Source organism: Pandoraea sp. LA3, assembly GCF_022696215.1.
GTDB lineage: Bacteria > Pseudomonadota > Gammaproteobacteria > Burkholderiales > Burkholderiaceae > Pandoraea > Pandoraea capi.
The window spans coordinates 193643-215013 of sequence record NZ_PTPY01000030.1; the positions used below are offsets into that span (position 1 = coordinate 193643).

22 protein-coding genes are annotated in these 21371 nt (G+C 62.9%); 10 read left to right on the top strand and 12 right to left on the bottom strand.

All coding sequences use genetic code 11. The features are described from left to right. Position 1 precedes the first annotated feature (1 nt). The 3 genes from cyoB to C5N93_RS10950 form a co-directional block, all read right to left on the bottom strand. Complete coding sequence (gene cyoB, locus C5N93_RS10940; RefSeq protein ID WP_069344032.1) at positions 2-1981, bottom strand: cytochrome o ubiquinol oxidase subunit I; 1980 nt, start codon at positions 1979-1981, stop codon at positions 2-4. A 15-nt stretch (positions 1982-1996) separates the two neighbouring features. Next, positions 1997-3067: a ubiquinol oxidase subunit II gene (gene cyoA / locus C5N93_RS10945; RefSeq protein WP_242559284.1), complete on the bottom strand. Its 1071-nt coding sequence runs from the start codon at positions 3065-3067 to the stop codon at positions 1997-1999. A gap of 511 nt (positions 3068-3578) precedes the next feature. After that, entirely contained in the window at positions 3579-4208 is a 630-nt protein-coding gene (locus C5N93_RS10950; RefSeq protein ID WP_242559285.1) for a LysE family translocator, read from the bottom strand. Positions 4209-4476: 268 nt separating this feature from the next. On the opposite strand from C5N93_RS10950, the gene C5N93_RS10955 reads away from it, so the two are divergent. Together C5N93_RS10955 and C5N93_RS10960 are read left to right on the top strand one after the other, a co-directional pair. Next, the gene (locus C5N93_RS10955; RefSeq protein ID WP_044456539.1) at positions 4477-4941 is read left to right on the top strand and encodes an Lrp/AsnC family transcriptional regulator; all 465 of its coding nucleotides are present in this window, start codon (positions 4477-4479) and stop codon (positions 4939-4941) included. Between the two features lie 186 nt (positions 4942-5127). Then, positions 5128-6588, top strand: coding sequence for a sensor domain-containing diguanylate cyclase (locus tag C5N93_RS10960; RefSeq protein WP_242559436.1), 1461 nt, complete (start codon positions 5128-5130; stop codon positions 6586-6588). On the opposite strand, the gene C5N93_RS10965 is transcribed toward C5N93_RS10960, so the two are convergent. Both C5N93_RS10965 and C5N93_RS10970 read right to left on the bottom strand, forming a co-directional pair. Then, positions 6516-7700, bottom strand: a complete 1185-nt coding sequence (locus C5N93_RS10965) for a LysR family transcriptional regulator (protein ID WP_242559286.1) — start codon at positions 7698-7700, stop codon at positions 6516-6518. The two genes, C5N93_RS10960 and C5N93_RS10965, sit on opposite strands and share 73 nt — an antisense overlap. Continuing rightward, positions 7697-9181, bottom strand: a complete 1485-nt coding sequence (locus C5N93_RS10970) for an MFS transporter (protein WP_242559287.1) — start codon at positions 9179-9181, stop codon at positions 7697-7699. Before C5N93_RS10970 ends, C5N93_RS10965 begins: the two co-directional genes overlap by 4 nt. Before the next feature lie 86 nt (positions 9182-9267). Between C5N93_RS10970 and C5N93_RS10975 the strand changes: the two genes are divergently transcribed. Then, positions 9268-9927 (top strand): metalloregulator ArsR/SmtB family transcription factor, encoded by a 660-nt coding sequence (locus tag C5N93_RS10975; RefSeq protein ID WP_069344019.1) that lies wholly within the window; start codon positions 9268-9270, stop codon positions 9925-9927. A gap of 85 nt (positions 9928-10012) precedes the next feature. Here C5N93_RS10975 and C5N93_RS10980 read toward each other — a convergent pair whose 3' ends face one another. Then, positions 10013-10330: a YnfA family protein gene (locus C5N93_RS10980; RefSeq protein ID WP_069344018.1), complete on the bottom strand. Its 318-nt coding sequence runs from the start codon at positions 10328-10330 to the stop codon at positions 10013-10015. A gap of 111 nt (positions 10331-10441) precedes the next feature. Here C5N93_RS10980 and C5N93_RS10985 point away from each other — a divergent pair, with 111 nt between their 5' ends. Both C5N93_RS10985 and C5N93_RS10990 read left to right on the top strand, forming a co-directional pair. Continuing rightward, positions 10442-10648 carry a SlyX family protein gene (locus C5N93_RS10985; protein ID WP_069344030.1) on the top strand — a complete coding sequence of 69 codons (207 nt, stop codon included), beginning with the start codon at positions 10442-10444 and terminating at the stop codon, positions 10646-10648. Positions 10649-10864: 216 nt separating this feature from the next. Beyond that, on the top strand, positions 10865-11545 hold the full coding sequence (locus tag C5N93_RS10990) for a DUF1439 domain-containing protein (RefSeq protein WP_242559288.1): 681 nt from the start codon (positions 10865-10867) through the stop codon (positions 11543-11545). Positions 11546-11651: 106 nt separating this feature from the next. Here the strand turns inward: C5N93_RS10990 and C5N93_RS10995 are convergent, their stop codons facing one another. The 4 genes from C5N93_RS10995 to C5N93_RS11010 form a co-directional block, all read right to left on the bottom strand. Continuing rightward, complete coding sequence (locus tag C5N93_RS10995; protein ID WP_150721239.1) at positions 11652-12077, bottom strand: organic hydroperoxide resistance protein; 426 nt, start codon at positions 12075-12077, stop codon at positions 11652-11654. A 289-nt stretch (positions 12078-12366) separates the two neighbouring features. Next, positions 12367-12951 carry a TetR/AcrR family transcriptional regulator gene (locus C5N93_RS11000; RefSeq protein ID WP_242559289.1) on the bottom strand — a complete coding sequence of 195 codons (585 nt, stop codon included), beginning with the start codon at positions 12949-12951 and terminating at the stop codon, positions 12367-12369. A 192-nt stretch (positions 12952-13143) separates the two neighbouring features. Beyond that, on the bottom strand, positions 13144-15351 hold the full coding sequence (locus tag C5N93_RS11005; protein ID WP_242559290.1) for a TonB-dependent receptor: 2208 nt from the start codon (positions 15349-15351) through the stop codon (positions 13144-13146). Positions 15352-15582: 231 nt separating this feature from the next. Continuing rightward, entirely contained in the window at positions 15583-16224 is a 642-nt protein-coding gene (locus C5N93_RS11010) for an NAD(P)H-dependent oxidoreductase (RefSeq protein ID WP_242559291.1), read from the bottom strand. A 101-nt stretch (positions 16225-16325) separates the two neighbouring features. Between C5N93_RS11010 and C5N93_RS11015 the strand changes: the two genes are divergently transcribed. From C5N93_RS11015 to C5N93_RS11030, 4 genes are all read left to right on the top strand, one after another. Continuing rightward, complete coding sequence (locus tag C5N93_RS11015; protein WP_240493660.1) at positions 16326-16694, top strand: metalloregulator ArsR/SmtB family transcription factor; 369 nt, start codon at positions 16326-16328, stop codon at positions 16692-16694. Next, positions 16691-17173 carry an SRPBCC domain-containing protein gene (locus tag C5N93_RS11020; RefSeq protein WP_242559292.1) on the top strand — a complete coding sequence of 161 codons (483 nt, stop codon included), beginning with the start codon at positions 16691-16693 and terminating at the stop codon, positions 17171-17173. Before C5N93_RS11015 ends, C5N93_RS11020 begins: the two co-directional genes overlap by 4 nt. 83 nt (positions 17174-17256) lie before the next feature. Continuing rightward, the gene (locus C5N93_RS11025; protein WP_150721244.1) at positions 17257-17751 is read left to right on the top strand and encodes an Lrp/AsnC family transcriptional regulator; all 495 of its coding nucleotides are present in this window, start codon (positions 17257-17259) and stop codon (positions 17749-17751) included. Next, positions 17744-18688: a DMT family transporter gene (locus C5N93_RS11030; RefSeq protein WP_242559293.1), complete on the top strand. Its 945-nt coding sequence runs from the start codon at positions 17744-17746 to the stop codon at positions 18686-18688. The genes C5N93_RS11025 and C5N93_RS11030 overlap by 8 nt, the downstream gene beginning before the upstream one ends. 76 nt (positions 18689-18764) lie before the next feature. Here the strand turns inward: C5N93_RS11030 and C5N93_RS11035 are convergent, their stop codons facing one another. Next, positions 18765-19523 (bottom strand): SDR family oxidoreductase, encoded by a 759-nt coding sequence (locus C5N93_RS11035; protein WP_150721246.1) that lies wholly within the window; start codon positions 19521-19523, stop codon positions 18765-18767. A 133-nt stretch (positions 19524-19656) separates the two neighbouring features. On the opposite strand from C5N93_RS11035, the gene C5N93_RS11040 reads away from it, so the two are divergent. Further along, positions 19657-20562, top strand: coding sequence for a LysR family transcriptional regulator (locus C5N93_RS11040; RefSeq protein ID WP_242559294.1), 906 nt, complete (start codon positions 19657-19659; stop codon positions 20560-20562). Between the two features lie 25 nt (positions 20563-20587). On the opposite strand, the gene C5N93_RS11045 is transcribed toward C5N93_RS11040, so the two are convergent. Then, positions 20588-21241 (bottom strand): TetR/AcrR family transcriptional regulator, encoded by a 654-nt coding sequence (locus tag C5N93_RS11045; protein WP_242559295.1) that lies wholly within the window; start codon positions 21239-21241, stop codon positions 20588-20590. Positions 21242-21371 lie beyond the last annotated feature (130 nt).

The following is a 21371-nucleotide window of genomic DNA, read 5'->3' on the forward strand; positions in this document are numbered from 1 at the left end:
ATTAAGCCTTTGCTGCTGCGGCCAGTGCCTGATGGTGAGCCGATTCAATGGCCACCACTTCCGGCGACTGCACGTAGTAGTCGATCGAATCGTTGTTGCTACGGCAGATGAACGTCAGGATCATGCCCACGAAGCCAACGATGGCGAGCCACCAGATGTGCCAGATGGCGGCGAAACCGAACACCAGCGAGAAAGCACTGATGATGAAACCGGCGCCAGTGTTCTTCGGCATGTGAATCGGAGCGTAGCTCGTCTTCAGATCGCTCTTGATGCCGTGTTCCTTGCGGTAGGCCAGCTCGTCGATGTCATGCACGCGCGGCTCTTCGGCAAAGTTGTAGAACTGCGGCGGCGACGACGTCATCCACTCCAGCGTACGGCCATTCCAGGGATCGCCCGTGGTGTCGGCCAGCGCCTTGCGGTTCTTGATCGACACGACCAGTTGCAGCACCTGGAAGCCGATACCGGCAGCGATGAACAGCGCACCGATCAGTGCGGCGATCAGCCAGGGTTGCCATTCCGGATTGCTGTAGTGGTTCAGACGACGGGTCATGCCCATCAGGCCCAGCACGTACAGCGGCATGAACGCGAGGTAGAAGCCGATCAGCCAGCACCAGAAGCTTGCCTTGCCCAGACGCTCGTCGAGCTTGAAGCCGAAGGCCTTCGGGAACCAGTAGTTCATACCGGCGATGTAACCGAACAGCACGCCACCGATGATCACGTTGTGGAAGTGAGCAATCAGGAACAGCGAGTTGTGCAGCACGAAGTCCGCGCCCGGCACTGCCAGCAGCACGCCCGTCATACCGCCGATCACGAACGTGACGATGAAGCCCAGCGTCCACAGCACCGGCGTGGTCATCTGAACGCGACCACGGTACATCGTGAACAGCCAGTTGAAGATCTTCACGCCGGTCGGGATCGAGATGATCATCGTCGCGATACCGAAGAAGGCGTTCACGCTGGCGCCCGAGCCCATCGTGAAGAAGTGGTGCGCCCACACGAGGAACGACAGCACCATGATCGCCGCCGTGGCGTACACCATCGACTTGTAGCCGAACAGCTTCTTGCCCGAGAACGTCGAGATGATTTCCGAGAAGATACCGAACGCCGGCAGAATCAGGATGTACACCTCCGGGTGACCCCAGATCCAGATCAGGTTGATGTACATCATCGGATTGCCGCCCAACTCATTCGTGAAGAAATGGAAGTCGAGATAACGATCCAGCGAAAGCAGACCCAGCGTCACGGTCAGGACCGGGAACGCGGCGCACACCAGCACCATCGTGCACAGGGACGTCCAGGTGAAGATCGGCATCTTCATCAGGTTCATGCCCGGCGCGCGCATCTTCAGAATCGTGACGACGAAGTTCACACCCGTGAGCAACGTCCCCAGACCTGAGATCTGCAAGGCCCAGATGTAGTAATCCACCCCCACGCCCGGACTGTACTGAATGCCCGAGAGCGGCGGGTATGCCAGCCAGCCCGTGCGAGCGAACTCACCCACGGCCAGCGACAGGTTCACCAGCACGGCGCCAGCCACGAACAGCCAGAACGACAGCGTGTTCAGGAACGGGAACGCCACGTCGCGTGCGCCGATTTGCAGCGGCACCACGAGGTTCACGAGACCCGTCATGAAAGGCATCGCCACGAAGAAGATCATGATCACGCCGTGGGCGGTGAAGATCTGGTCGTAGTGATCCGGCGGGAGAATGCCGCCCGAGTTGTGCGCGAGCGCCAGCTGGGTACGCATCATCATGGCGTCGGCAAAGCCGCGCAGCAGCATGACGAGCGCGACCAGCACATACATGACACCGATCTTCTTGTGATCGACCGACGTCACCCACTCGTTCCACAGGTACTTCCACTTGCCGAAGTAGGTGAGCAGCGCGAGGATGCCCAACCCACCAATCACCATCATGCCGACCGCGCCCATGATGATGGGCTCGTGGTACGGGATGGCTTCGAGAGTCAGTTTGCCAAACAGCGTTGACATTGTTGTTTACTCCTTATGCGCGTGCGCAGCCGCACCGGCGTGCATCGCGTGCGCGCCGGCGTCCATGGCCATGGTCATCGACTGGCCTTGCACGTTGGCAGCGGCGGCCGGAGCCGTCGCGGCATCGGTGCCCGCGCCCTTCATTTCCATCTTCATGTCCATACCCTTCATGTCCATGCCCTTCATGTCCATGGCACCGTGGTTCTCATGGCCTTCATGCTGCTGCGCCATGCCCGATGCCATCGGGGCATGCACGATCGACTGGAACATGTTCGCGTCGACCGAGCTGTAATACGTGACCGGGGTGTTCTCGCTCATCGGCACCAGCGAGGCGTAGGCATCCTTGTCGAGCACCTTCTTCGACTCGCGCACCTTCGTCACCCATTGCTGGAAATCGCCGTCGGTCATGGCCAGCGTCTTGAAGCGCATGCCCGAGAAGCCGCCGCCGCTGTAGTTCGCCGAAATGCCGTCGTACGAGCCGACGTGGTTGGCGATCAGATGCAGCTTCGTTTCCATACCGGCCATCGAGTAGACCTGGCTACCCAATTGCGGAATGAAGAACGAGTTCATGATCGATTCCGAGGTGATCTTGAAATTCACCGGGACATCGACAGGAACGGCCAGTTCGTTGATCGACGCAATGCCCTGTTCCGGGTAGATGAACAACCACTTGTAGTTCAACGCCACCACTTCGACGGTGATCGGCTTCACGTCGCTTTCCAGCGGCTTGTAGGGATCGAGTTCGTGAGTGGAGACCCAGGTGATGCGCGCAAGGATCGCAATGATGATGATCGGCACGAGCCAGACCACGACCTCAATGGCCGTCGAGTGCGACCAATTCGGCTCATAGCGCGCCGACTTGTTGGTTGCGCGGTACTTCCACGCGAACCACAGCGTCATCAGAATGACCGGAATCACCACGATCAGCATCAGCCAGGTGGCCGTGAGGATCAGGTTCTTGTTCTCGATTCCGATCTGCCCCTTAGGGTCGAGCAGCGTCATGTCGCAGCCTGCCAAAAGCAGCGGCGAGCACAAGGCGAGCAGCCTAAACAATCGCGGGTTTCTGTGTTTCTTCATGTCACACGACAGGGTTGAGTTGGCCAGCGAACGGCGCAACACGGGCTTACCGGCCTGATGCAGGGTCGCAGGAGGTTGGCAAGGGTTAAGGTGAGACGGGAGCAGTCGTCACGCCGGTATTGCACCGGTCGAACTACGACGACTGTGTCATCGAAAAGACGGGAACCGGGGCGGATTGCCGCCCGCAGACCTCAAGTCACTGTCCGACTTCTTGTCTTTTACTTCCATCACGGTGCGGCATTATGCCGAAGTTTAATTAGGCGGGACATCGCGCACCCGCCTGCGCGACAATGTGTCGCGCGGCCCTCACGCGTACGCGCGCGACGTTTTCCAAGCAGATCGACACCTTTTTGGCGGTAAACGCTGTGCAATGCAGCAATTCGGGAAGGTTCTGTGAATTCAAGAGGTGCGACGTTGTGTCGCACCCTGATTTGCGGTGTCGCAGCGAAATGCACTCAAGTGGTGCAATCGCTGGAGGGCGATGTAGGTGAGATGTATTGTGCCCGGCTTTTCAGTCGAGCGACAGTCGTACGGCAAATGCCATGAGCGCCGCGCCGAACGACCAGCGTTGTACTTTTTGTGCAAGCGGACGTGCGCGTAACCAGCGCGCGATGCGCACGGCGCCGAAGGTCAGTGTTACGTCGAACATCGCGCCTACGGCCAGCAGCAACACCCCGAGTTCGAGCACCTGACTCCACACCGGCCCCGCCTCCGGACGCACGAACTGCGGCAGCAGCACCGAACAGAACAGCAACGCCTTGGGGTTCAGCACGCTTGAGAGCACCCCACGGCGAAATGCATGGGAGAGCGGCGGTGCGGTGTCTTGCGCGGCGGCCGTCACGTCCATGCCGAACGCCGGCGAGCGCCAGATCTGGATCGCGACCCATGCCAGATAGATCGCGCCCACGATGCGCACCGTCTCGAAGAGCCAGGGCGCCGCACGCAACAACGCCGCCACGCCGCAGGCCGAAAGCGTCACGTGCGCGGCGCGGGCCAGTGCCAGACCGGCCGCCGTCGCCAGACCATGACGCGTGCCCCGCATCATGCTCGTTTGCATCACGACCGCCATGTCGGGCCCAGGTAATGCGTAGACGACGACCAGCGCGCCAATGAACACCGTGAGCAATTGCAGCGAGACCATGACCTTTCCCCAGAGGATTTGAAGCAGCGAAAACGAGCTTCATGATCCCGCCAATCGATGAGTGAAACATGGCGTTTTCCACCCATACAAATCAAATTATTTGGAGCAATCCTCTTGCATGTCACGACTAGCAAGGCAAACCACCAATGCCGCTTTTTGCGTATCACCGGTCGGATTAGGACGAACGGATGAGGGAAACACTTTCCGGACGCGGCAGATCGTGGTGGAATGCCATCTTTGAAGCTGTTTTTGTAGCGGGACACCCACAATGAACGAACTTGACGCCATCGATCGAGCGATTCTCGCCATCGTGCAACGCGATGGCCGTATCTCCAACGCCCGACTTGCCGAACGCGTGTCACTCTCCGAGACCCCCTGCGCCCGACGCCTGAAACGCCTCGAAGCCGAGGGCTACATCACCGGTTACCGCGCCGAACTCTCGCATCGCGCACTGGGTCTGGGCGTCACGGCATTCGTTCACGTTCGCTTCGCGGTACACGATCGCGCCCTGTCGGAACAATTCGAGCGTGAAGTGCAGGCCATCGATCGCATCGTCTCCTGTCACAACATCTCGGGCAGCGCCGACTACCTGCTCGGCGTCGTCGCCACGGATCTCGACGATTACGGCAGTTTCACGCGCGACGTGTTGCGCGCCCTGCCCGGTGTCACCGCCATCGAGTCGATGCTCTCCCTTCGCGAAGTCAAGCGCGATACGGGCGCACCGCTGCTGTAGATCAGATTCACTGCGGCGTAGAACAGGTTTAACCTTAGAATGGCGGGCTAAGACCAGAACCCGATCAGATCAGGTGCCTAAATGGACGCCATGCCTGCCGTACCCCCTTTGCCTTCTTCGCCGTCTGCGCCCGCTTCGTCCTCCACGGCCACTCCCGAGACTGCCAGTCATACCGACGACGCCCTGATGTTCGACCTCGCGCCGGTCTCGCTCTGGCTCGAAGACTTCAGCGGCGTGAAGCAGTTGTTCGACGAATGGCGGGCGCTGGGGGTGCGCGATCTGCGCGCCTACTTCAAGGCCGATCCGGCGCAGGTGTCGCTGTGCTCGCAACGCATTCGCGTCATCAAGGTCAATCGACGCACACTCGCCATGTTCAACGCACCGTCGCTCGACGACCTCGTGGCCAACCTGCCGCGCGTGTTTCGCGACGACATGCTCAAGACGCACATCGAAGAACTCTGCCAACTGTGGGACGGCAAGACACACTTCACGAGCAAGACCGTCAACTACACGCTCGACGGACGCCGTCTGGACGTGCTGCTCAACGGCTCGGTGCTGCCCGGCCACGAAACGTCGCTCGACCGCGTGCTGATCGCGCTGGAAAACGTAACCGAACTGGAGCACGCCCGCGAGCGCGTCACCATGGGCGAACAATACGCCCGGGGCCTCTTCGAATATTCACCAGTCTCGCTGTGGGTCGAAGACTTCAGCGCGATCAAGCTGCTGCTCGACGATGCACGCGCACGCGGTATTACCGACTTTCGCACCTTCACCGACGTTCACCCGGAGTTCGTCGAGCGCTGCATGCAGGAAATCGACGTGCTGGACGTGAACCGTCACACGCTCGCCATGTTCGTCGCCCCCGACAAGGCAACGCTGCTCGGCCGCCTGCCCGACGTGTTCCGCGACGACATGCGTCACAACTTCCGCGAGCAGTTGATCGACCTGTGGGAAAACAAGCTCTTCCAGCAACGCGAAGTCATCAACTACGCGCTCGACGGCAACGAGATCAACGTCCATCTGCAATTCGCCGTGCTGCCCGGCCATGAAGCGCGATGGGATCTGGTGCTGGTCGCGCTCACGGACATCACCGCACGAAAGAAGGCCGAATCGTATCTGGAATTCCTCGGCAAGCACGACGTGCTCACCAAGCTGCGCAACCGTTCGTTCTATGTCGACGAACTCAACCGGCTCGAACGCAAGGGCCCCTTCCCCGTGACGGTGGTCGTGGCGGATCTGAACGGGCTGAAAGCGGTGAACGACCAGCTCGGCCACGCAGCAGGCGATGCGCTGCTGCGCCGCGCCGGCGAGGTGCTGAGCAAAGCCGTCGTGGCGCCGCAGATTGCCGCACGTATCGGCGGCGACGAGTTCGCGCTGCTGCTGCCGTCGACCGACGCCACGGGCGGCGCGGCGATCATCGAGAGCATTCGCCAGCTCGTGGAGTTGAACAATTCGTTCTATCCGGGCACGCCGCTGTCATTCTCGATGGGGATGGCAACGTGCGAAGCGGGTGAGCGTCTCGAAGCGACGATTCAGCGCGCCGACCTGCTGATGTACGAGGAGAAGCGGAATCACTACGCCGGCAGCCTGAACGAGCGACGCGGATTCGACGGCGCCCCCTCGGGCAAGACGGGGAGCGGCGCGTAACGAGTATCTCGGGCATCGCGGGCTTCACGAACATCACGTCTCTCGTCATCAAGCGCCGCCTCCGAAGCCGGCACCGCTGCGTCAGTTCCGACGTCAGCGGTGGCCGGCTTCGCAGCATTCGCACGCACGCCGCCATTAATATCGGCTTGCGCATGGCCCAGCGGCTCGCAGATGAGCGCCAGCCAGTCGACGAACGCCCGCACGCGCGGCGATACCCGCTTCTGTGACGGATAGGCCGCCGAGAGCCGCAGCGGCGGCGGTGGACACTTCGGCAGCACCGGCACCAGACGTCCCGACGCAAGATACGGCGCCGCCGCGAGCACTGTCGGTTGAATCAGCCCGAGACCTTCGAGTCCCGCTGCAAGATACGCGGCCTCGTCGCCCACATGCAGTTGACCGCGCGTACGCACGCAGGTGGCCTTGCCACCCACGATCATCGTGAGATCGCCGCAGCGCGCAGGCAGCGGCACACCTTCATTTCCGTGCGAAGCCGACGCCCCCATCGAGGCCAGCGGCTCTGCCGGCGCCGACAACCATTTCACCGAGGTGTGCATCGCGAGATCGTCGAGGTCGGCCGGTGTGCCGTGCGACTCCAGATAGCGGCGGCTCGCGCATGTCACACGCGGCAGATCGCCGAGATGCCGCGCCACCAGACGCGAGTCCGGCAACTCCCCGAGCACCACACCGCAATCGACGCCATCGCCACGCCAGTCGCCATGCGCGGGCGTCGCATCCAGCGCAATCTCCAGCCCCGGATAACGCGCCTGAAATTGCGCGAGCGACGGCATCACGACCTCGCGCGCAATGACTGGCGGGAGGACGACGGCAAGGCGTCCGCGCAGTTGCGCCTGCGCGCCGAACAGCCCGGACTCGACCTCTTCGATGTCCGCGAGAATGGCCGAGCATCGCTCGTAATACGCCGCGCCCTCCATCGTGAGCGCAACACGTCGCGTGGAACGCGTGAAGAGCGCTACCCCGAACCAGCGTTCAAGATGCTGGATCTGCGTGGTCGCGGTCGCGCGGGGAAGGTCGAGCGAGAGCGCCGCCTTCGTGAAGCTGCCGACTTCGGCGACGCGCACGAAAGTACGCATGGCTGTGATGCGATCGATCATAGTGCCTCCTGTCCTTCCGGCTTTGCAGCAGTCCCGGCGACCCTGCCGCGCAAGATGATGACGGCGGCGCCCGCAGGCGCCAGCGCGAACAACACGAACAACCAGACCGATGCGCGCTGCACATGCGCCAGTCCACCGTCCGCCAGCCCGGCCGAGTTCGCGACCAGTCCGGCCAGCGCCGAGCCCAGCGCCATCGAGTACAACTGCACGGTCGTGATCGACGCCGACGCCAGCCCCGCTTCGCCCGGGCGCGCCGCCGTCATCACCCGCGTGAGCAAATGCGGCCAGCCGATCCCGACCCCTACGCCCACGCCGAACAACGCAATGCACACGCCGGCCACCCCCGCCGCGCTCGCGAAGAGCGACGCCTGCGGCAACAACCACGCCAGCGCCAGCATGCCGACCGTGACGATCACCGGGCCGAGTCGCACGCGACGATCGGCCGCCTCCCCCTGTCGCCCTGCACTGGTCATCGAACCGACCGACCAGCCCGCGGCCATCAGCGCGGCGAGATAGCCCGCAGCGAAAGGCGTCTGGCCGTGGATCGTCTGAAGGAAGTACGGGATGTAGATCTCGCTGGTCATCGCCAGACCGAGCAGGCTCATCACCGCATAGAGTCCGCCGAGACGCGTTCGCAGCGAGTACGCGCCCGTCGGCATCAGACGCGGCAACGCATGGCGCACGCTGCGCTCACGGTGCGCGAGCCACCACGCCAGCGCCAGTCCCAGCACCATCCATACGGCGGCGACGACATGCGAATCGACCACCGCCCCCAGCGAAATCGCAACAGCCGATGCACACAGCAACACGACCTTGAACCAGGGCACGGCATGCGTCGCGTCGTTGGCGTGCGATGTGCCTTCCGCACCCGCCACCTTGCGTCCGGCCGGCACCTGCGCGCGAATGATGAGCCCGAGGCCCACGACCACCGGCAGCAGCGACCAGAACGCCCAGCGCCAATGACCGAACTGGGCGAAAACGCCGCCGAGCGCCGGCCCGCATAACGTAGCAACGCCCCACATCCCCGAGACGAGCCCCATCGCGCGCGACCACAGCGGCGGTGCGAACACGATTCGGATCAACGCGTAGCTCAACGCAAGTAGAATGCCGCCGCCGAAACCTTGCAGCGTACGGCCCACGAGCATCCACGGCATGCTCGGCGCTGCGGCACACAGCATCGTGCCGGCGCTGAACCCCACCAGTGCCGTGATGTAAGCCACGCGCGGGCCGAGCGACGACAGCATCTGCGCAGCGAAGACCGAGCCCAGGATCGAGGCGACCACGAACAGCGTGGTGTTCCACGAATACAGATCGAGCCCGCCGATCTCCCTGACGATGGACGGCAACACCGTCGTCGCCACATAGACGTTGGTCGCATGCAACGCCACACCCCCCGCCAGCGCCAGCGACCGCCAGCCGTTGTTGCCACTCAACAGATCGCGCCAGCCCGGCGCGCCTTCGTTCGTCGTGCTCGTTGTCATGGATAGACAGCCACCCATCGGGCGACTAATATGCAAGAAAGTTCTTGGATATTACATGCCTCACGATGAATTACCCAAATAACCACTTGGATAATAGGGCGGGTGCGCCGCTCAGCGCCGCCAGCGCCGGGCACGAACGGGTGCTGCATTGGTTGAAGACGCAGGGACCGGCATCCACAGCCGAAGTCGCTTCGGGTCTGGGGATCACGGCCGAGGCTGCGCGTCAGCAGGTGCAGAAGCTGGTGGCAGAGGGTCTGCTGGCCGGCGAGACGATGCCCACGCGCGGCGCGGGACGTCCGCGTCAGGCATGGGCGCTCACCGAGGCCGGCCACAATCGCTTCCCCGATGCACACTCCACGCTCACGATTCAGTTGATCGGCTCGATTCGTCAGTTGTTCGGCGAAGACGGGCTCGACCGTCTGATTACGCAACGCGCGGCGGAGACGCGCGCGCAGTACAAGCGCGCGATCGATCCCCTGCCCGGCTTGCCCGAGCGCATCGCGAAACTCGCGGAGATTCGCTCGGCGGAAGGTTATATGGCGCGCGTGGAGCGCGATGGCGACGACTGGCTGCTCATCGAAGACCATTGCCCGATCTGTGCGGCAGCGAAAACCTGTCAGGGCTTCTGCCGCACTGAGCTGGAATTATTTCAGGAGCTGGTCGGCGAGCGTGGCACCGTCTCGCGCGAGACGCACATCCTCGCGGGCGGGCAGCGCTGCACGTATCGCGTGAAGACGCCGGACTGAAGAAACGGAAGGACGGCTAAAGCGAGGGCCCGAGATTGGTGTGACGCCTCAGCGTGGCACCTGAATGCGTCACTCCGTGCCTCATTTAGCGCGGCTGAAACGCGATCAGACTCATCCCGGCAAGGGCGACCACCACGCCGGCGATGTCCCACGACGTCGGACGCATCCCGTCGACCAGCCACAACCATACGATCGCGACACTGATATACACGCCACCGTAGGCGGCATAAACGCGTCCGGCGGCCGACGGATGCAGCGTCAGCAGCCATGCGAAGAGCGCGAGTGCAATGCCGCCGGGCACCAGCAGCCACGCGCTGCGATCCTGCTTCAGCCACAACCAGGGCAAGTAGCAACCGACGATCTCCGCCACCGCAGTGACGACATAAAGCAGAAAGGTTTTCATGTTGCGATTATGCCCGGAGCGCTCATCGAGCGACCTGCCCCTCGCGGCGTGGGCTGGCGAATCGTTCGATAGCCTACAATGCCGCGTTCACCGGAGAAGCCCATGGAATCGTTGGAAGCCCGCGTCGTCGAACTCGAAGTGAAGACGGCGTTTCAGGACGATCTGCTCGAAACACTCAACGAGATCGTCACCCGTCAGGAGCAGCAAATCGATCTGCTGCAAAAGCAGTTCAAGGCGCTGTATCAGCAGATGCAGTCACAGGGTCAGGGGGGCGGCAACGACGGCAATCCGCGTCACGAAATCCCGCCGCATTATTGACCCGTCGCCTGCCGTCACCACGCATTGCCACGCTCATGCGGGTCGGTTTTCCGGAGTGATTGGCGCGTTTTGTGGTTCACGTGCAACGCCAATTGTGAAGTCTTGTCCCGGATGTCCGGCGCACGGATCAACGCGGCGTTCAGAACGATTCCACATCCGCCGAGTCACAAAACCATCGACGATTCAACGCGCGCCCGCTTGTCCGGCGCCCACGACATGACTTCGCAACGCTCCCGCAATACCGCTCGCACGCTTCGCATCAACGGCTCGACGTCTGCCGACGGCGCATCGGACATCCTGGACGTGTCAGGCCAGTCAGGCGTGTCGCGCCGCACGACCCTGCGTCTGACGCTCGGCGGCCTGCTCGGTGCGACGCTCACGCCGTTCATGCGCGTGGCCGAAGCCGGCTACAACATCTGGACCGGCGAATACACGATGACCCGCAAGGACATCGAGATGGCCGTCGACAAGCGCTTTCCCACCACGCTCAACTACGGCCAGTTGCTCTCCGTCGAGCTCACGCATCCGCAGATCGGCTTCAATCCGCAAGCGAACCGCATCAACACGCAGGTCGACGCTCAGGTGCAGAACGTGTTGCTGCAAGGCCAGCCGCTCAAGGGCGTGCTGGCGATTTCCAGTGCACTGAAGTATGACCCGGTCAGGCGCGCCGTGCTGCTCGACAACCCGAGCGTCGAGCGCGTGGACGTGAACGGCATGCCGCCTGCCTACGGCCAGCAACTCACGTCCATTGGCGGCAACGTCGCGCAACAGGTGCTCAACCAGTACCCGATCTACACGTTCAAGCCGGAGCAACTGAAGTACGGCGGACGCGACGTCGAACCGGGCGCCATCACCGTGCTGCCCGACGGCATCAAGGTCGAAGTGAAGACGAAGTAATCAGCGATGCTTGTCGGCTTGTCGACTTGTCGGACAGCAAACGCATCGCACAGCAAAAAGGGCAGCCCGAGGGCTGCCCTTTGCACATCCGCAGACGTCGACCGTCTTAGACGATCGTCAGCGTCACGTCGATGTTGCCACGCGTGGCGTTCGAGTACGGGCACACGATGTGCGCCTTTTGCACGAGCGCTTCGACCACGGCGCGGTCCACGCCCGGCACGCTGATCTTCAGTTCGGCCTGAATGCCGAAGCCGGTCGGGATCTGGCCGATGCCCACGGCGCCGTCGATCTTCGTCTCGGCGGGCAGCGCGACCTTTTCCTTGCCGGCGACGAACTTCAGCGCGCCGAGGAAGCAAGCCGAGTAGCCGGCCGCGAACAGTTGTTCCGGGTTCGTGCCGCCAACGCCGGGGCCACCCATTTCCTTGGGCACGACCAGCTTGACGTCGAGCACGCCGTCGGACGAGACGGCACGGCCATCACGGCCTCCGGTGGCGGTGGCATGGGCGGTGTACAGCACTTTTTCGATCGACATGACGAACTCCTGGTAAGTAGAAAATTTCACTTCCAAACTTCGACCATCCTGACCTGACACGCCGTCGTGGCGTTGCCTTGAAGCCAAGCGGTCATCTTAATGCACCTGCGGGACCCCTTTCGTGAACATGGGCGCAACCTCACACCCCCGCTCGTCCCGTTTTGTCCCGCTTCTATGTTGCTTAGATCCTGCCTCTTACACCTCACCATCTATCTACTTATAGATAGATGAATGACCCCAAATAAACGGGAGAACTCTCCCGTTGTGATTCTGGCCTGCGTGCCGCCACTCAGGCGACCCCGCACACCGATGCGACCACATCCTCCAGCCGCGACGGCGCACGAAACAACCGCGACGCCATCACGCTGCCCTGAAACCCGGCGAACAGCGCGCGGGCGGTGGCTTCGGGTGACGATGTCAACTTCAACCTGCCGTCGGCCTCACCCTGCGTCAGCACACGTGCGAGCCAGGCTTCGTGAAACGCGAAGAATCGTTGCACCGCTTCGCGCACCGTCTCCGGCAACGTTTCGATGTCCGCCGCCAGCATGCCGCACAGGCAAATCCGGTGGCCGTCTTCGACGATGCGCCCGAACCCCTGCGAGTACAACGCGAGCTTTTCCGGTGCGGGCAGCGACTCGTCTATCTGCGCCAGCCCTTCACTGATGAAAGCGTCGTACGCCTTGATCGCTTCGAGCACCAGATCTTCCTTGGCCGGGAAGTAGTAATGAATGCTCGATGTCTTCACCCCGACCCGCTCCGCCAGATCCCGATAGCTGAAGCCGTTGTAGCCTCGCGTCATCAGGAACATCTGCGCGTGATCCAGCAGTTGTTCTCTGACGGTCGATGCAGCAGGCGATGTCGTTGTGCGGTTCATGTGACGAACTTTATCTACTGATAGATAGATAGTCAAGCCATTTTTTCGAAAGTGCCGATGGATTCTTTCGATGAGATCGATAGCGAGTCATTAGCCCGTCGCACCGGAAAGCAAAAACAGCGGCCCGGAGGCCGCTGTCGAAGGTGCTGCAAGTGATGACGACCGACGTCTGTCGGACATCCGCCGGATCGATCAGAAGTCGATCTTGGCGTTCAGGCTGAACATGCGCGGATCGGCCGGCTTGATGTAGTTGTCGTACTGGTACTCCCAGTACTGACGGTTCGTGAGGTTGCTCACGGCAGCGCGCAGCGTCACGTCCTTGCCGGCGACGCGCGTGCGATACGTCGCGCCGAGGTTGATGAGCGTGTAGCCCGACACCGTCAGCGAATTCTGCGGGTTGAGCGACGTGCGGCCGTTGTAACGGATGTCACCGCCGACCGACAGGCCCGGCACGTACGGAATCTTGTATTCGACGTTGCCCGAGAGCACGAAGCGCGGTGCACCGCCGACACGGTTGCCGTCGAAGCCGCCCGACGTGCGTGCGTACCAGGCGTCGAGCGCCATGGCGCTGGCGCCGACCGTCCATTGCGAGCCGAGCTTCACGGAACCGGCAAGCTCGATCCCCTGATAGATCGACTGACCGTCTGCCACGCGCGCATTCGCGCTGTTCGTGTAGACCGCGCCACGCTCGATACGGAAGAGCGCCGCCGTCGTGCTCCAGGTGGCCTGCTCCGTCTTCACGCCGACTTCGTATTGACGGCTCTTGAACGGGTTGAGTACCGCGCCGGCATTGGCGTAGGTCGAACCGACGACTTCACCGGCTTCGAGCGCTTCCACATAGCTCGCGTAAGCGGTGGTGTTCGCCGTGAGCTTGTACATCGCGGCGAGCGTGGGCGTGAACACACCGTTCGTCGAGTACGTCGACAGGCCCTGCGCGTTGGTCTGGTCGTAGTTCGTGAAGCGGCCGCCCGCGAGCACCGAGAAACGATCCGTGATCTGGACCGTGTCGGACGCGAAGACCGACTTCTGTTCGATGGCGCTGGAGCGTTGCGCCTGAAGCGGCGTGCCGTCACCGTAGAACTGGTACGACGCGCCCTGATACAGATTGCCCGAGTACGTCGAGAACGCAACGGACGGATTCGCCGTCACGGGGCTGTAGAGATACGCATAGTCGTTCGTCTGATATTGCGAGGCGTAGCCGAACGTCAGTTGATGCGTGAGCGGGCCGGTGTGCACCTTGCCTTCGGCCGTCACTTGCCAGGCGTGGAACGTGTTGATTTCATCGCCCAGATCGTTCAGACCACGGTAATCGCCCGCGCCATTGAGCAGATACAGCGTGGCTTCGTTACGGTCGCGCGTGGACTTGTTGTAGGCGAAGTTGGCCGACACCTTCCAGTCCGGATTCACCTGATATTGCAGTCCCGTCGTGTAGAACTGCGTGATCGTGTTCAGGTGCGTGGCCTGCGTCTGGAGGTTCGCGTTGGAAACGTTGATCGGGCCCGGCAACTGGTTGCCCGTGAAGTAGGCGGTCGAGAGCGATGGCGACGTCCCCGTCGCACGGCGGTCCTGATACATCGCGCCGAAGTTCCACGTGAGGTCGGGCGTGATGCGCGCATCCAGGGCCACCGACACCGTATCGCGGTTCAGATTGCCGTCGGTGTACGTGCGGCCTTCCTCGTGGGTGTAGTTCAGGCGGGCGCCGAACATGTCGTTCGGACCGGCACGGCCGCCGAGGTCGACGTGCTCACGCCAGATGCCCTTCGACTGAAAGCCCACGTCGACGCTCGCGATGCGCTCATCCGTCGGCTTCTTCGTCACGTAGTTCACCACGCCGCCCGGCGCCACGAAGCCGTACATGAAGCCGGAAAGGCCCTTGAGCAACTCCACGCGGTCGAACTGTTCGTACGGCATCGTCACGCCGTAGGTCATTACAGGCATGCCGTCGAGCTTGAAGCCCGATTGCCAGTCGATGGGCATGCCGCGCACGTAGATGTAGCCAGCCCACGCGTCGAAGGCGTTGCTGCCGTCGGTCACGGAGGCGTCGGTGACGAACACGTCGCCGAGCTTGGCCGGCATGCGCTTTTCCAGTTGCTCCTGGCTCACCACCGTCGTCGAGAAAGGCGTATCGAGCTGGCTGCGCGAACCGAGCGCGCCGGCCGCCACCGACTGCTTGAGGTTCTGCGGCGTCTCGCGCAGCGCCGATTCCGTCACCGTGGTGGCCTTGAGCGCAGCCGGCGCAGTACCGTCGGCAGCCGGAGCCGCAGCGGCCGTGTCAGGCGTGGCCTGTGCGAACGCCGACGTGGAACACGCGGCAGCGAAAGTCAGAAAGGCGGCAAGGGCCAGCGGGCGGATGGCAGCGCGCGAAGCGCGGCCGGCGTGATAAACCTGAGCGGACGACATGCTTGAATTCCCGTGTATCCAGAAAGCTGTTTTATTAATGAGAATCGTTAACGTTCTCATTCGCAGCGCAGGATAGTATCAGGTCACCGCACATCGTCAACAAATGTTGTTATTCCGTGGCAACGACAACACAGAAAAACAACATTTCCTTTCCTTACCGGTCAAGGGACACGCCGGACGCCACCACGCAGCGCTCGCCTCGCAAGGCGCTGCCGGACGCCGTCGCACCGGTCAGTCGTGGCGCCCCGGCGAGACTGCCTGGCGCCGCACCTGCTCGACGTGAGGCGCGAGGAACGCCTCTCGCTCGAGCGTCCCATTCAGTACGTTCACCGCACCGTCCGCCAGCACGAACCGCATGTCGTCGACGCCCAGATAGCCGAACAACGTGCGCAACCACGGTTCGATGAAGTTCAGCGAGGCCATCGCCGCGCCCGCACCGTAGTGCCCGCCCGCCGCGATGACGAAGGTCGCCCGCTTTCCACCGAGGCGGCCGCGTGGCCCTGTATCCGTCGGAAGCACCGTCTCGCCCTGCCGCACGATGTGGTCCACCCACAGCTTGAAACTCGCCGACGGCCCCCAGTTGTGCATCGGCACCCCGATCACGTAATCGTCCGCCCGATGCAACTCCGCGGTGAACACATCGGACAGCTTGAGCAGGTCGCGCTGTTGCGGGGTTCGCATCTCCGCCGGAGTGAAATTCGCCGCGCTCCATGCGGCGTCGATCACCGGCATCTCGGTGCTGGCGAGATCGCGGTAAAGGACTTCGCCATGGGCATGCGCCTGTTGCCACTCGCGTGCGAAGGCCTGCGTCAGACGACGCGAGATCGAGGTATCGCCCATCGGGCTCGAGTCGATATGCAAGAGTGTTGCCATCTCGTTTCTCCTGAAAAGGTGAAACGATATTAATCAACCAAAAGGTTTAATGTCAACCGAAAGGTTGATTATTGTGCGGATAGGTTTATCCTCCAGGGACGATGACGAAAACTGAATTCGCGATGCCTCCCGTCAGCCCTGCCGAACGGCTCGATGCCGTGTTCGGCGCCTTGGCCGACCCGACACGACGCTCGATACTGGAGCGCCTGCGCGCCGGCGGCCTGACCATCTCGGCACTGGCCGCGCCGTACGACGTCAGCCTGAATGCGATCTCCAAGCACGTGAAAACGCTCGAGAAGGCGGGTTTGATCCGGCGCGAGGTTCGCGGTCGCGAGCACACGTGCGAACTCGACGCGACCCGCATGGCGGAAGCGTCGGCCTGGCTCGATTACTACGCCGACTTCTGGCAAACGCGCATGGATGCGCTCGAAACGCATCTGGTGAACAAGCGCAAGCGAGAGACCCCATGACCTTGCAGACCGTGCGCGTGAGCAAAGTGCTACCCGCCTCGCGCGATGAAGTGTTCGATGCATGGCTCGATCCCGACGGGATGTGCGAATGGATGCTTCCGGGTACCGTCAAGCATTGCGACGTGATGCTCGAACCCCGCGTGGGCGGACGCTTTCACATCTTCATGAAATCGGCGGGCGCCGATTATGTTCACACCGGCGAGTATCTGGTGATGGACCGCCCGTCGAAACTCGCCTTCACGTGGCTATCCTCACGTATGGATCAGCAGCGCACGCTCGTGACGATCGAGCTTTTCGAGCGCGGCGAGCAGCAATGCGAACTCGTCTTGACGCACGAGCGCGTGCCGGCCGACCATTCCGCGCGCGGTCTGGGCGTCGGCTGGAACCAGATGCTGGAGAAACTGTGCGAGCGCTTCACGAGATCGCACAACGACGCGAGCGCGCGTGAAGACATCGCCACCGGCAACGCGCGCAAATAGGCTAATATCGCGGCACTGTCGCCTACCGAGCGGCTAATTGAACGGAACGCCGGCCCCCATCCGGGGCACGCGCGCAGTGTGGTATGGAACTCGACGCCATTGATTTGAAGATTCTGCGGGAGCTGCAAGCCGACGCCCGCCTCACCAACGTTGAACTCGCCTCGCGGGTCAGCCTGTCACCCTCGCCGTGTCTGGCGCGCGTCAAGGCGCTCGAAGCGGCGGGTTACATTCGTCAGCGCGTGACGCTGCTCGATCCGTCGCGCCTCGGGTTGCACATCAACGTATTCATCCACGTCACGCTGGAAAACCAGAACCGCGACGGCCTCGACGCCTTCGAAACCGCCGTGACCGCCCTGCCGAACGTCATGGAGTGTTACCTGATGTCCGGCGACGCCGACTATCTGCTGCGGGTCATGGTCAGCGACATGGCCGCGTACGAAACGCTCATCACTGATCGCATCTCGCGGATTCCGGGCATCCGCAACATCCGTTCGAGCTTCGCGCTCAAGCAGGTCATGTACACCACGGCCGTGCCCGTGCCCGATCCGCACGACGCCTCCGCCGCAGGCGATGCCTGAAGCCCGCGCCGCTGACACTGCCGGTACCGCCGCGCCCCTGCCGACACAAGGGGGCGCCAGCCAGCAGATCGCGCTGCATGTGGCCGCGATGCTGTTCGGGGCGTCGGCGCTGTTTGGCGAGCACATCGCCGCGAGCAGCACGATGATCGTGTTCGGGCGCGGCCTGTTTTCGTGGCTCGCGCTCACCGTCATCGCCCTCACCGGTCTGGCGGGTCTGCGCAGCGCGTCACGCTTGTCCGGCGGTGCGCCGTGGCGCGGCATCTCGACGGCGTCCGCCTTGCGGCTCATCGTCGCCGGTGTGCTGCTCGCCGTGCACTGGCTCGCGTTCTTTCTCGCAATCAAGGCGGGGGGCGTGGCCGTCGGCACACTCGGCTTCGCTTGTTTCCCTGCATTCGTGATCCTGCTGGAATGGCCGTTGCGCCGTGAGCGTCCGTCGTTGGGCGACGTGGGGGTGATCGCCCTCGTTTGCGTCGGCCTCGCGCTCGTGACGCCCGCGTTCGACTGGCAGGCGGGTGCGACGATCGGCCTCGCGTGGGGTGTGTTGTCGGGTGCGATTTACGCCGTCATTGCGCTATCGAACCGGGTGCTCGGCGCGCAGGCATCGCCGTTACAGGCGAGTTGGTGGCAATGCCTCGGCATTCTCATCGTGCTCGGACCGTTCGCGTGGCGTGAAGCCCTGACGTTGCCTGTCGTGCAATGGGGCTGGCTCGCATGTCTGGGCGTGGTGTGCACCGCCCTCGCCTATACCCTGTTCATTCACGCGCTTCGCACCGTCAAGGCCAGTCAGGCCGCCGTGGTGATCGCACTCGAACCGGTCTATGCCATCGCGTTCGCGTGGGTGCTGTTCGGCACGTCGCCCACGCTCAAGATGGCGATCGGCGGCGTGTGCATCGTCGGCGCCGTGGCCTGGTCCGGCTCGATGCGCTCACGCCGCTGATCGTCGATGTCGGTATCGATGAGGGTCTCGGTGGCTCATCGAGTCGCAGAGACCCTCATCGCTGACACGTCGCGCGTCAGAGAATCATGCCGCCCGACGCTTCGACACGCTGGCCGTTGATCCAGCCAGTCTCGTCGCTCAGCAGCGCCGCCACCACACCGCCGATATCTTCAGCTTCGCCGACCCGGCCCAGCGCGATGTTGTTGGCGACCATCTTGTGCACCGCCTCGTTGTCACGCACCGTGCCGCCGTTGAAGTCCGTGGCGATCGCCCCCGGCGCGATGGTGTTGGCGCGAATGCCGCGCGCGCCCAACTCCTTGGCCAGATAACGCGAGAACACTTCGATACCGCCCTTCATCATGGCGTAGGCCGATGCGTTCGGCAGCGTGAAGCGGGCCAGACCGCTCGATACGTTCAGAATGCGGCCGCCGTCGGCAATCATCGGCAACAACGTCTGCGTGAGGAAGAACGGCCCCTTCAGATGCAGGCGCACGAGAAAATCGAACTCGTCTTCCGTCGTGTCGACGATCGCCTTGTGCAGACCGGTGCCGGCGTTGTTCACGAGGAAGTCGAACGTGTCGCGCTTCCAGACTTCCTTTAGCAGACGCTTGACCTCAGCGGCGAATGGCGCGAACTGAGACGAATCCGAGGCGTCGAGCGGCAGCGCCACGGCGTTTGCGCCCAGCTTGACGATCTCGGCGACTACAGCCTCAGCTTCTTCCCGCTGGCTGCGATAGGTGAGGATGACATCAGTGCCGCGATGGGCGAGAGCAAGCGCCGAAGCACGGCCAAGGCCGCGGCTGCCACCGGTGATGAGAGCGATCTTACGGGTCATGGTGATTCTCCTTGGATGTATGTTCAACATCCTATTGCATCGAATTTCACCAATAAATCCATCGAATCTGATTACACTGATCAAATTCCAATAACAATCGTTCGTCTGCCCCGACGAATGCCCCCTCGTCCCCATGCACCAGCTCGACGCCATGCGTATCTTCGTACGCGTTACCGAGACCGGCAGCTTCACGCAGGCCGCCGACAGCCTCGGCCTGCCTCGCGCCAGCGTGTCCAACGCCATCAAGCAACTCGAAACGAAGCTGGGCACGCGCTTGCTGCATCGAACCACGCGCCGTGTGCAGCTCACGCAGGACGGACAGGCCTGCCTTGAACGCTGCAAGGACCTGCTCGCCGATATGGAGGAGTGGGAGACGATGTTCGCCGCGCAGAACGAAGCGCTCTCCGGACGGCTGCGGGTTGATCTTCCCGCCACGCTGGCGCGCACGACCGTGATCCCGCAACTGCCGTCGTTTCTGGCGCAGCATCCGGCGTTGCGCATCGAGCTGTCGAGCACCGACCGGCGCGTCGATCTCGTGCGCGAAGGCTTCGATTGCGTATTGCGCGTGGGCGCAGTCGCGGACTCCACGCTGATTGCGCGTCCGCTGGGCCATATGCGGCAAATCAATGTGGCGAGCGCGGCATATCTCAAACGTTACGGCGTGCCGAAAACGCTGGAAGATCTCAGTAGCCACCGGCTGATCCATTACACGACGACATTGGGCACGCGCCCCGTCGGCTGGGAGTATTTCGATGGCGAGCGCTACGCACAATGGCCGATGGAGGGTGTGTTGACGGTGAATAACGCCGACGCCTATCAGGCCGCCTGCCTCGCCGGACTCGGGCTGATTCAGGCCCCCGAATCGGGTGTGCGAGGTCACATCGCAGACGGCACGCTGCAAGAAGTGATGCCGGATTTTCAGGCCGAGCCGCTCGCGGTGTCGCTGCTCTATGCCAACCGTCGGCATCTGCCACGCCGCGCGCAGGCGTTCATGAACTGGCTCACCGATCTGCTCACGCCGCGTCTGACGAACCTCTGACCCATCCCCGTGCGCGCTATCGCGACTACAGCCCCTGCTCGACCATCGCGACGAGCCGCTGTCCTAGCGCATCGACCTGTTCGTCGGGCAAGTCACGCAGCGGGCCGTCGATGACCAGCACCGACAGGCCGTGCACCGCCGCCCAGGCGAGATACTCGGCGCCCGGCCGCTGTTCGGGACGCACGATGCCGGCGGCCACCATGCCGTCGAGCGCCGCCCCCAGCAATTCGAACGGATTCAATCCGCTCGCCCCCGCCTTCTCCGGCCCGCCCGCCGAACGTACATTCTCCGACGGCGCAAACGCAGTGCGGAACAGCCCCGGCTGCCTGCGCGCGAAGTGTAGATAGCCGATACCCACGCCACGCAACACCGCGCGCGAGCGCGCCGCGCCGTCAGGCAGCGACGCTGCATCGAGCAGCGCCTGCTCATGCTCGATGAACACCGCCAGTTCGGCCAATGCCGCCGAGCGCACCGCGTCAAGCAGATCCTGACGATTGGCGAAGTGCCGGTAGGCCGCATTGGGAACCACCCCGGCGCGCCGCGTGGCCTCGCGTAGGATCACCGCATCCGGTCCCCCGTCGCGCGCGAGCGCGATCCCCGCTTCCAGTAACGCCCGGCGCAGGTCGCCGTGGCGATAGGTCGTCCGCGCCGGCCCGGTCGTTGTTTCTTGTTCTGTCATTGCTACCCCTTGTGGACAGTGTCCATTATGTCTGCTATTGTTTGTGTACACCGTCCACAATGGCAAGTTGCAATGCATCATCGGTCGGTGGATGACGTCACATTCGCGCCTCGCCTGTGCAGGCACTATG

Bases quoted from the DNA above. Each gene is read 5' to 3' on its own strand.
- C5N93_RS11045 (WP_242559295.1), bottom strand. From the start codon at position 21,241: ATGACAGAACAAGAAACAACGACCGGGCCGGCGCGGACGACCTATCGC.
- C5N93_RS10960 (WP_242559436.1), top strand. From the start codon at position 5,128: ATGTTCGACCTCGCGCCGGTCTCGCTCTGGCTCGAAGACTTCAGCGGC.
- C5N93_RS11025 (WP_150721244.1), top strand. From the start codon at position 17,257: ATGGAACTCGACGCCATTGATTTGAAGATTCTGCGGGAGCTGCAAGCC.
- C5N93_RS11005 (WP_242559290.1), bottom strand. From the start codon at position 15,351: ATGTCGTCCGCTCAGGTTTATCACGCCGGCCGCGCTTCGCGCGCTGCC.
- C5N93_RS10955 (WP_044456539.1), top strand. From the start codon at position 4,477: ATGAACGAACTTGACGCCATCGATCGAGCGATTCTCGCCATCGTGCAA.
- C5N93_RS10990 (WP_242559288.1), top strand. From the start codon at position 10,865: ATGACTTCGCAACGCTCCCGCAATACCGCTCGCACGCTTCGCATCAAC.
- C5N93_RS11000 (WP_242559289.1), bottom strand. From the start codon at position 12,951: ATGAACCGCACAACGACATCGCCTGCTGCATCGACCGTCAGAGAACAA.
- C5N93_RS10995 (WP_150721239.1), bottom strand. From the start codon at position 12,077: ATGTCGATCGAAAAAGTGCTGTACACCGCCCATGCCACCGCCACCGGA.
- C5N93_RS10980 (WP_069344018.1), bottom strand. From the start codon at position 10,330: ATGAAAACCTTTCTGCTTTATGTCGTCACTGCGGTGGCGGAGATCGTC.
- C5N93_RS11035 (WP_150721246.1), bottom strand. From the start codon at position 19,523: ATGACCCGTAAGATCGCTCTCATCACCGGTGGCAGCCGCGGCCTTGGC.
- cyoA (WP_242559284.1), bottom strand. From the start codon at position 3,067: ATGAAGAAACACAGAAACCCGCGATTGTTTAGGCTGCTCGCCTTGTGC.
- C5N93_RS11040 (WP_242559294.1), top strand. From the start codon at position 19,657: ATGCACCAGCTCGACGCCATGCGTATCTTCGTACGCGTTACCGAGACC.
- C5N93_RS11010 (WP_242559291.1), bottom strand. From the start codon at position 16,224: ATGGCAACACTCTTGCATATCGACTCGAGCCCGATGGGCGATACCTCG.
- C5N93_RS11015 (WP_240493660.1), top strand. From the start codon at position 16,326: ATGACGAAAACTGAATTCGCGATGCCTCCCGTCAGCCCTGCCGAACGG.
- C5N93_RS11030 (WP_242559293.1), top strand. From the start codon at position 17,744: ATGCCTGAAGCCCGCGCCGCTGACACTGCCGGTACCGCCGCGCCCCTG.
- C5N93_RS10950 (WP_242559285.1), bottom strand. From the start codon at position 4,208: ATGGTCTCGCTGCAATTGCTCACGGTGTTCATTGGCGCGCTGGTCGTC.
- C5N93_RS10965 (WP_242559286.1), bottom strand. From the start codon at position 7,700: ATGATCGATCGCATCACAGCCATGCGTACTTTCGTGCGCGTCGCCGAA.
- C5N93_RS11020 (WP_242559292.1), top strand. From the start codon at position 16,691: ATGACCTTGCAGACCGTGCGCGTGAGCAAAGTGCTACCCGCCTCGCGC.
- C5N93_RS10970 (WP_242559287.1), bottom strand. From the start codon at position 9,181: ATGACAACGAGCACGACGAACGAAGGCGCGCCGGGCTGGCGCGATCTG.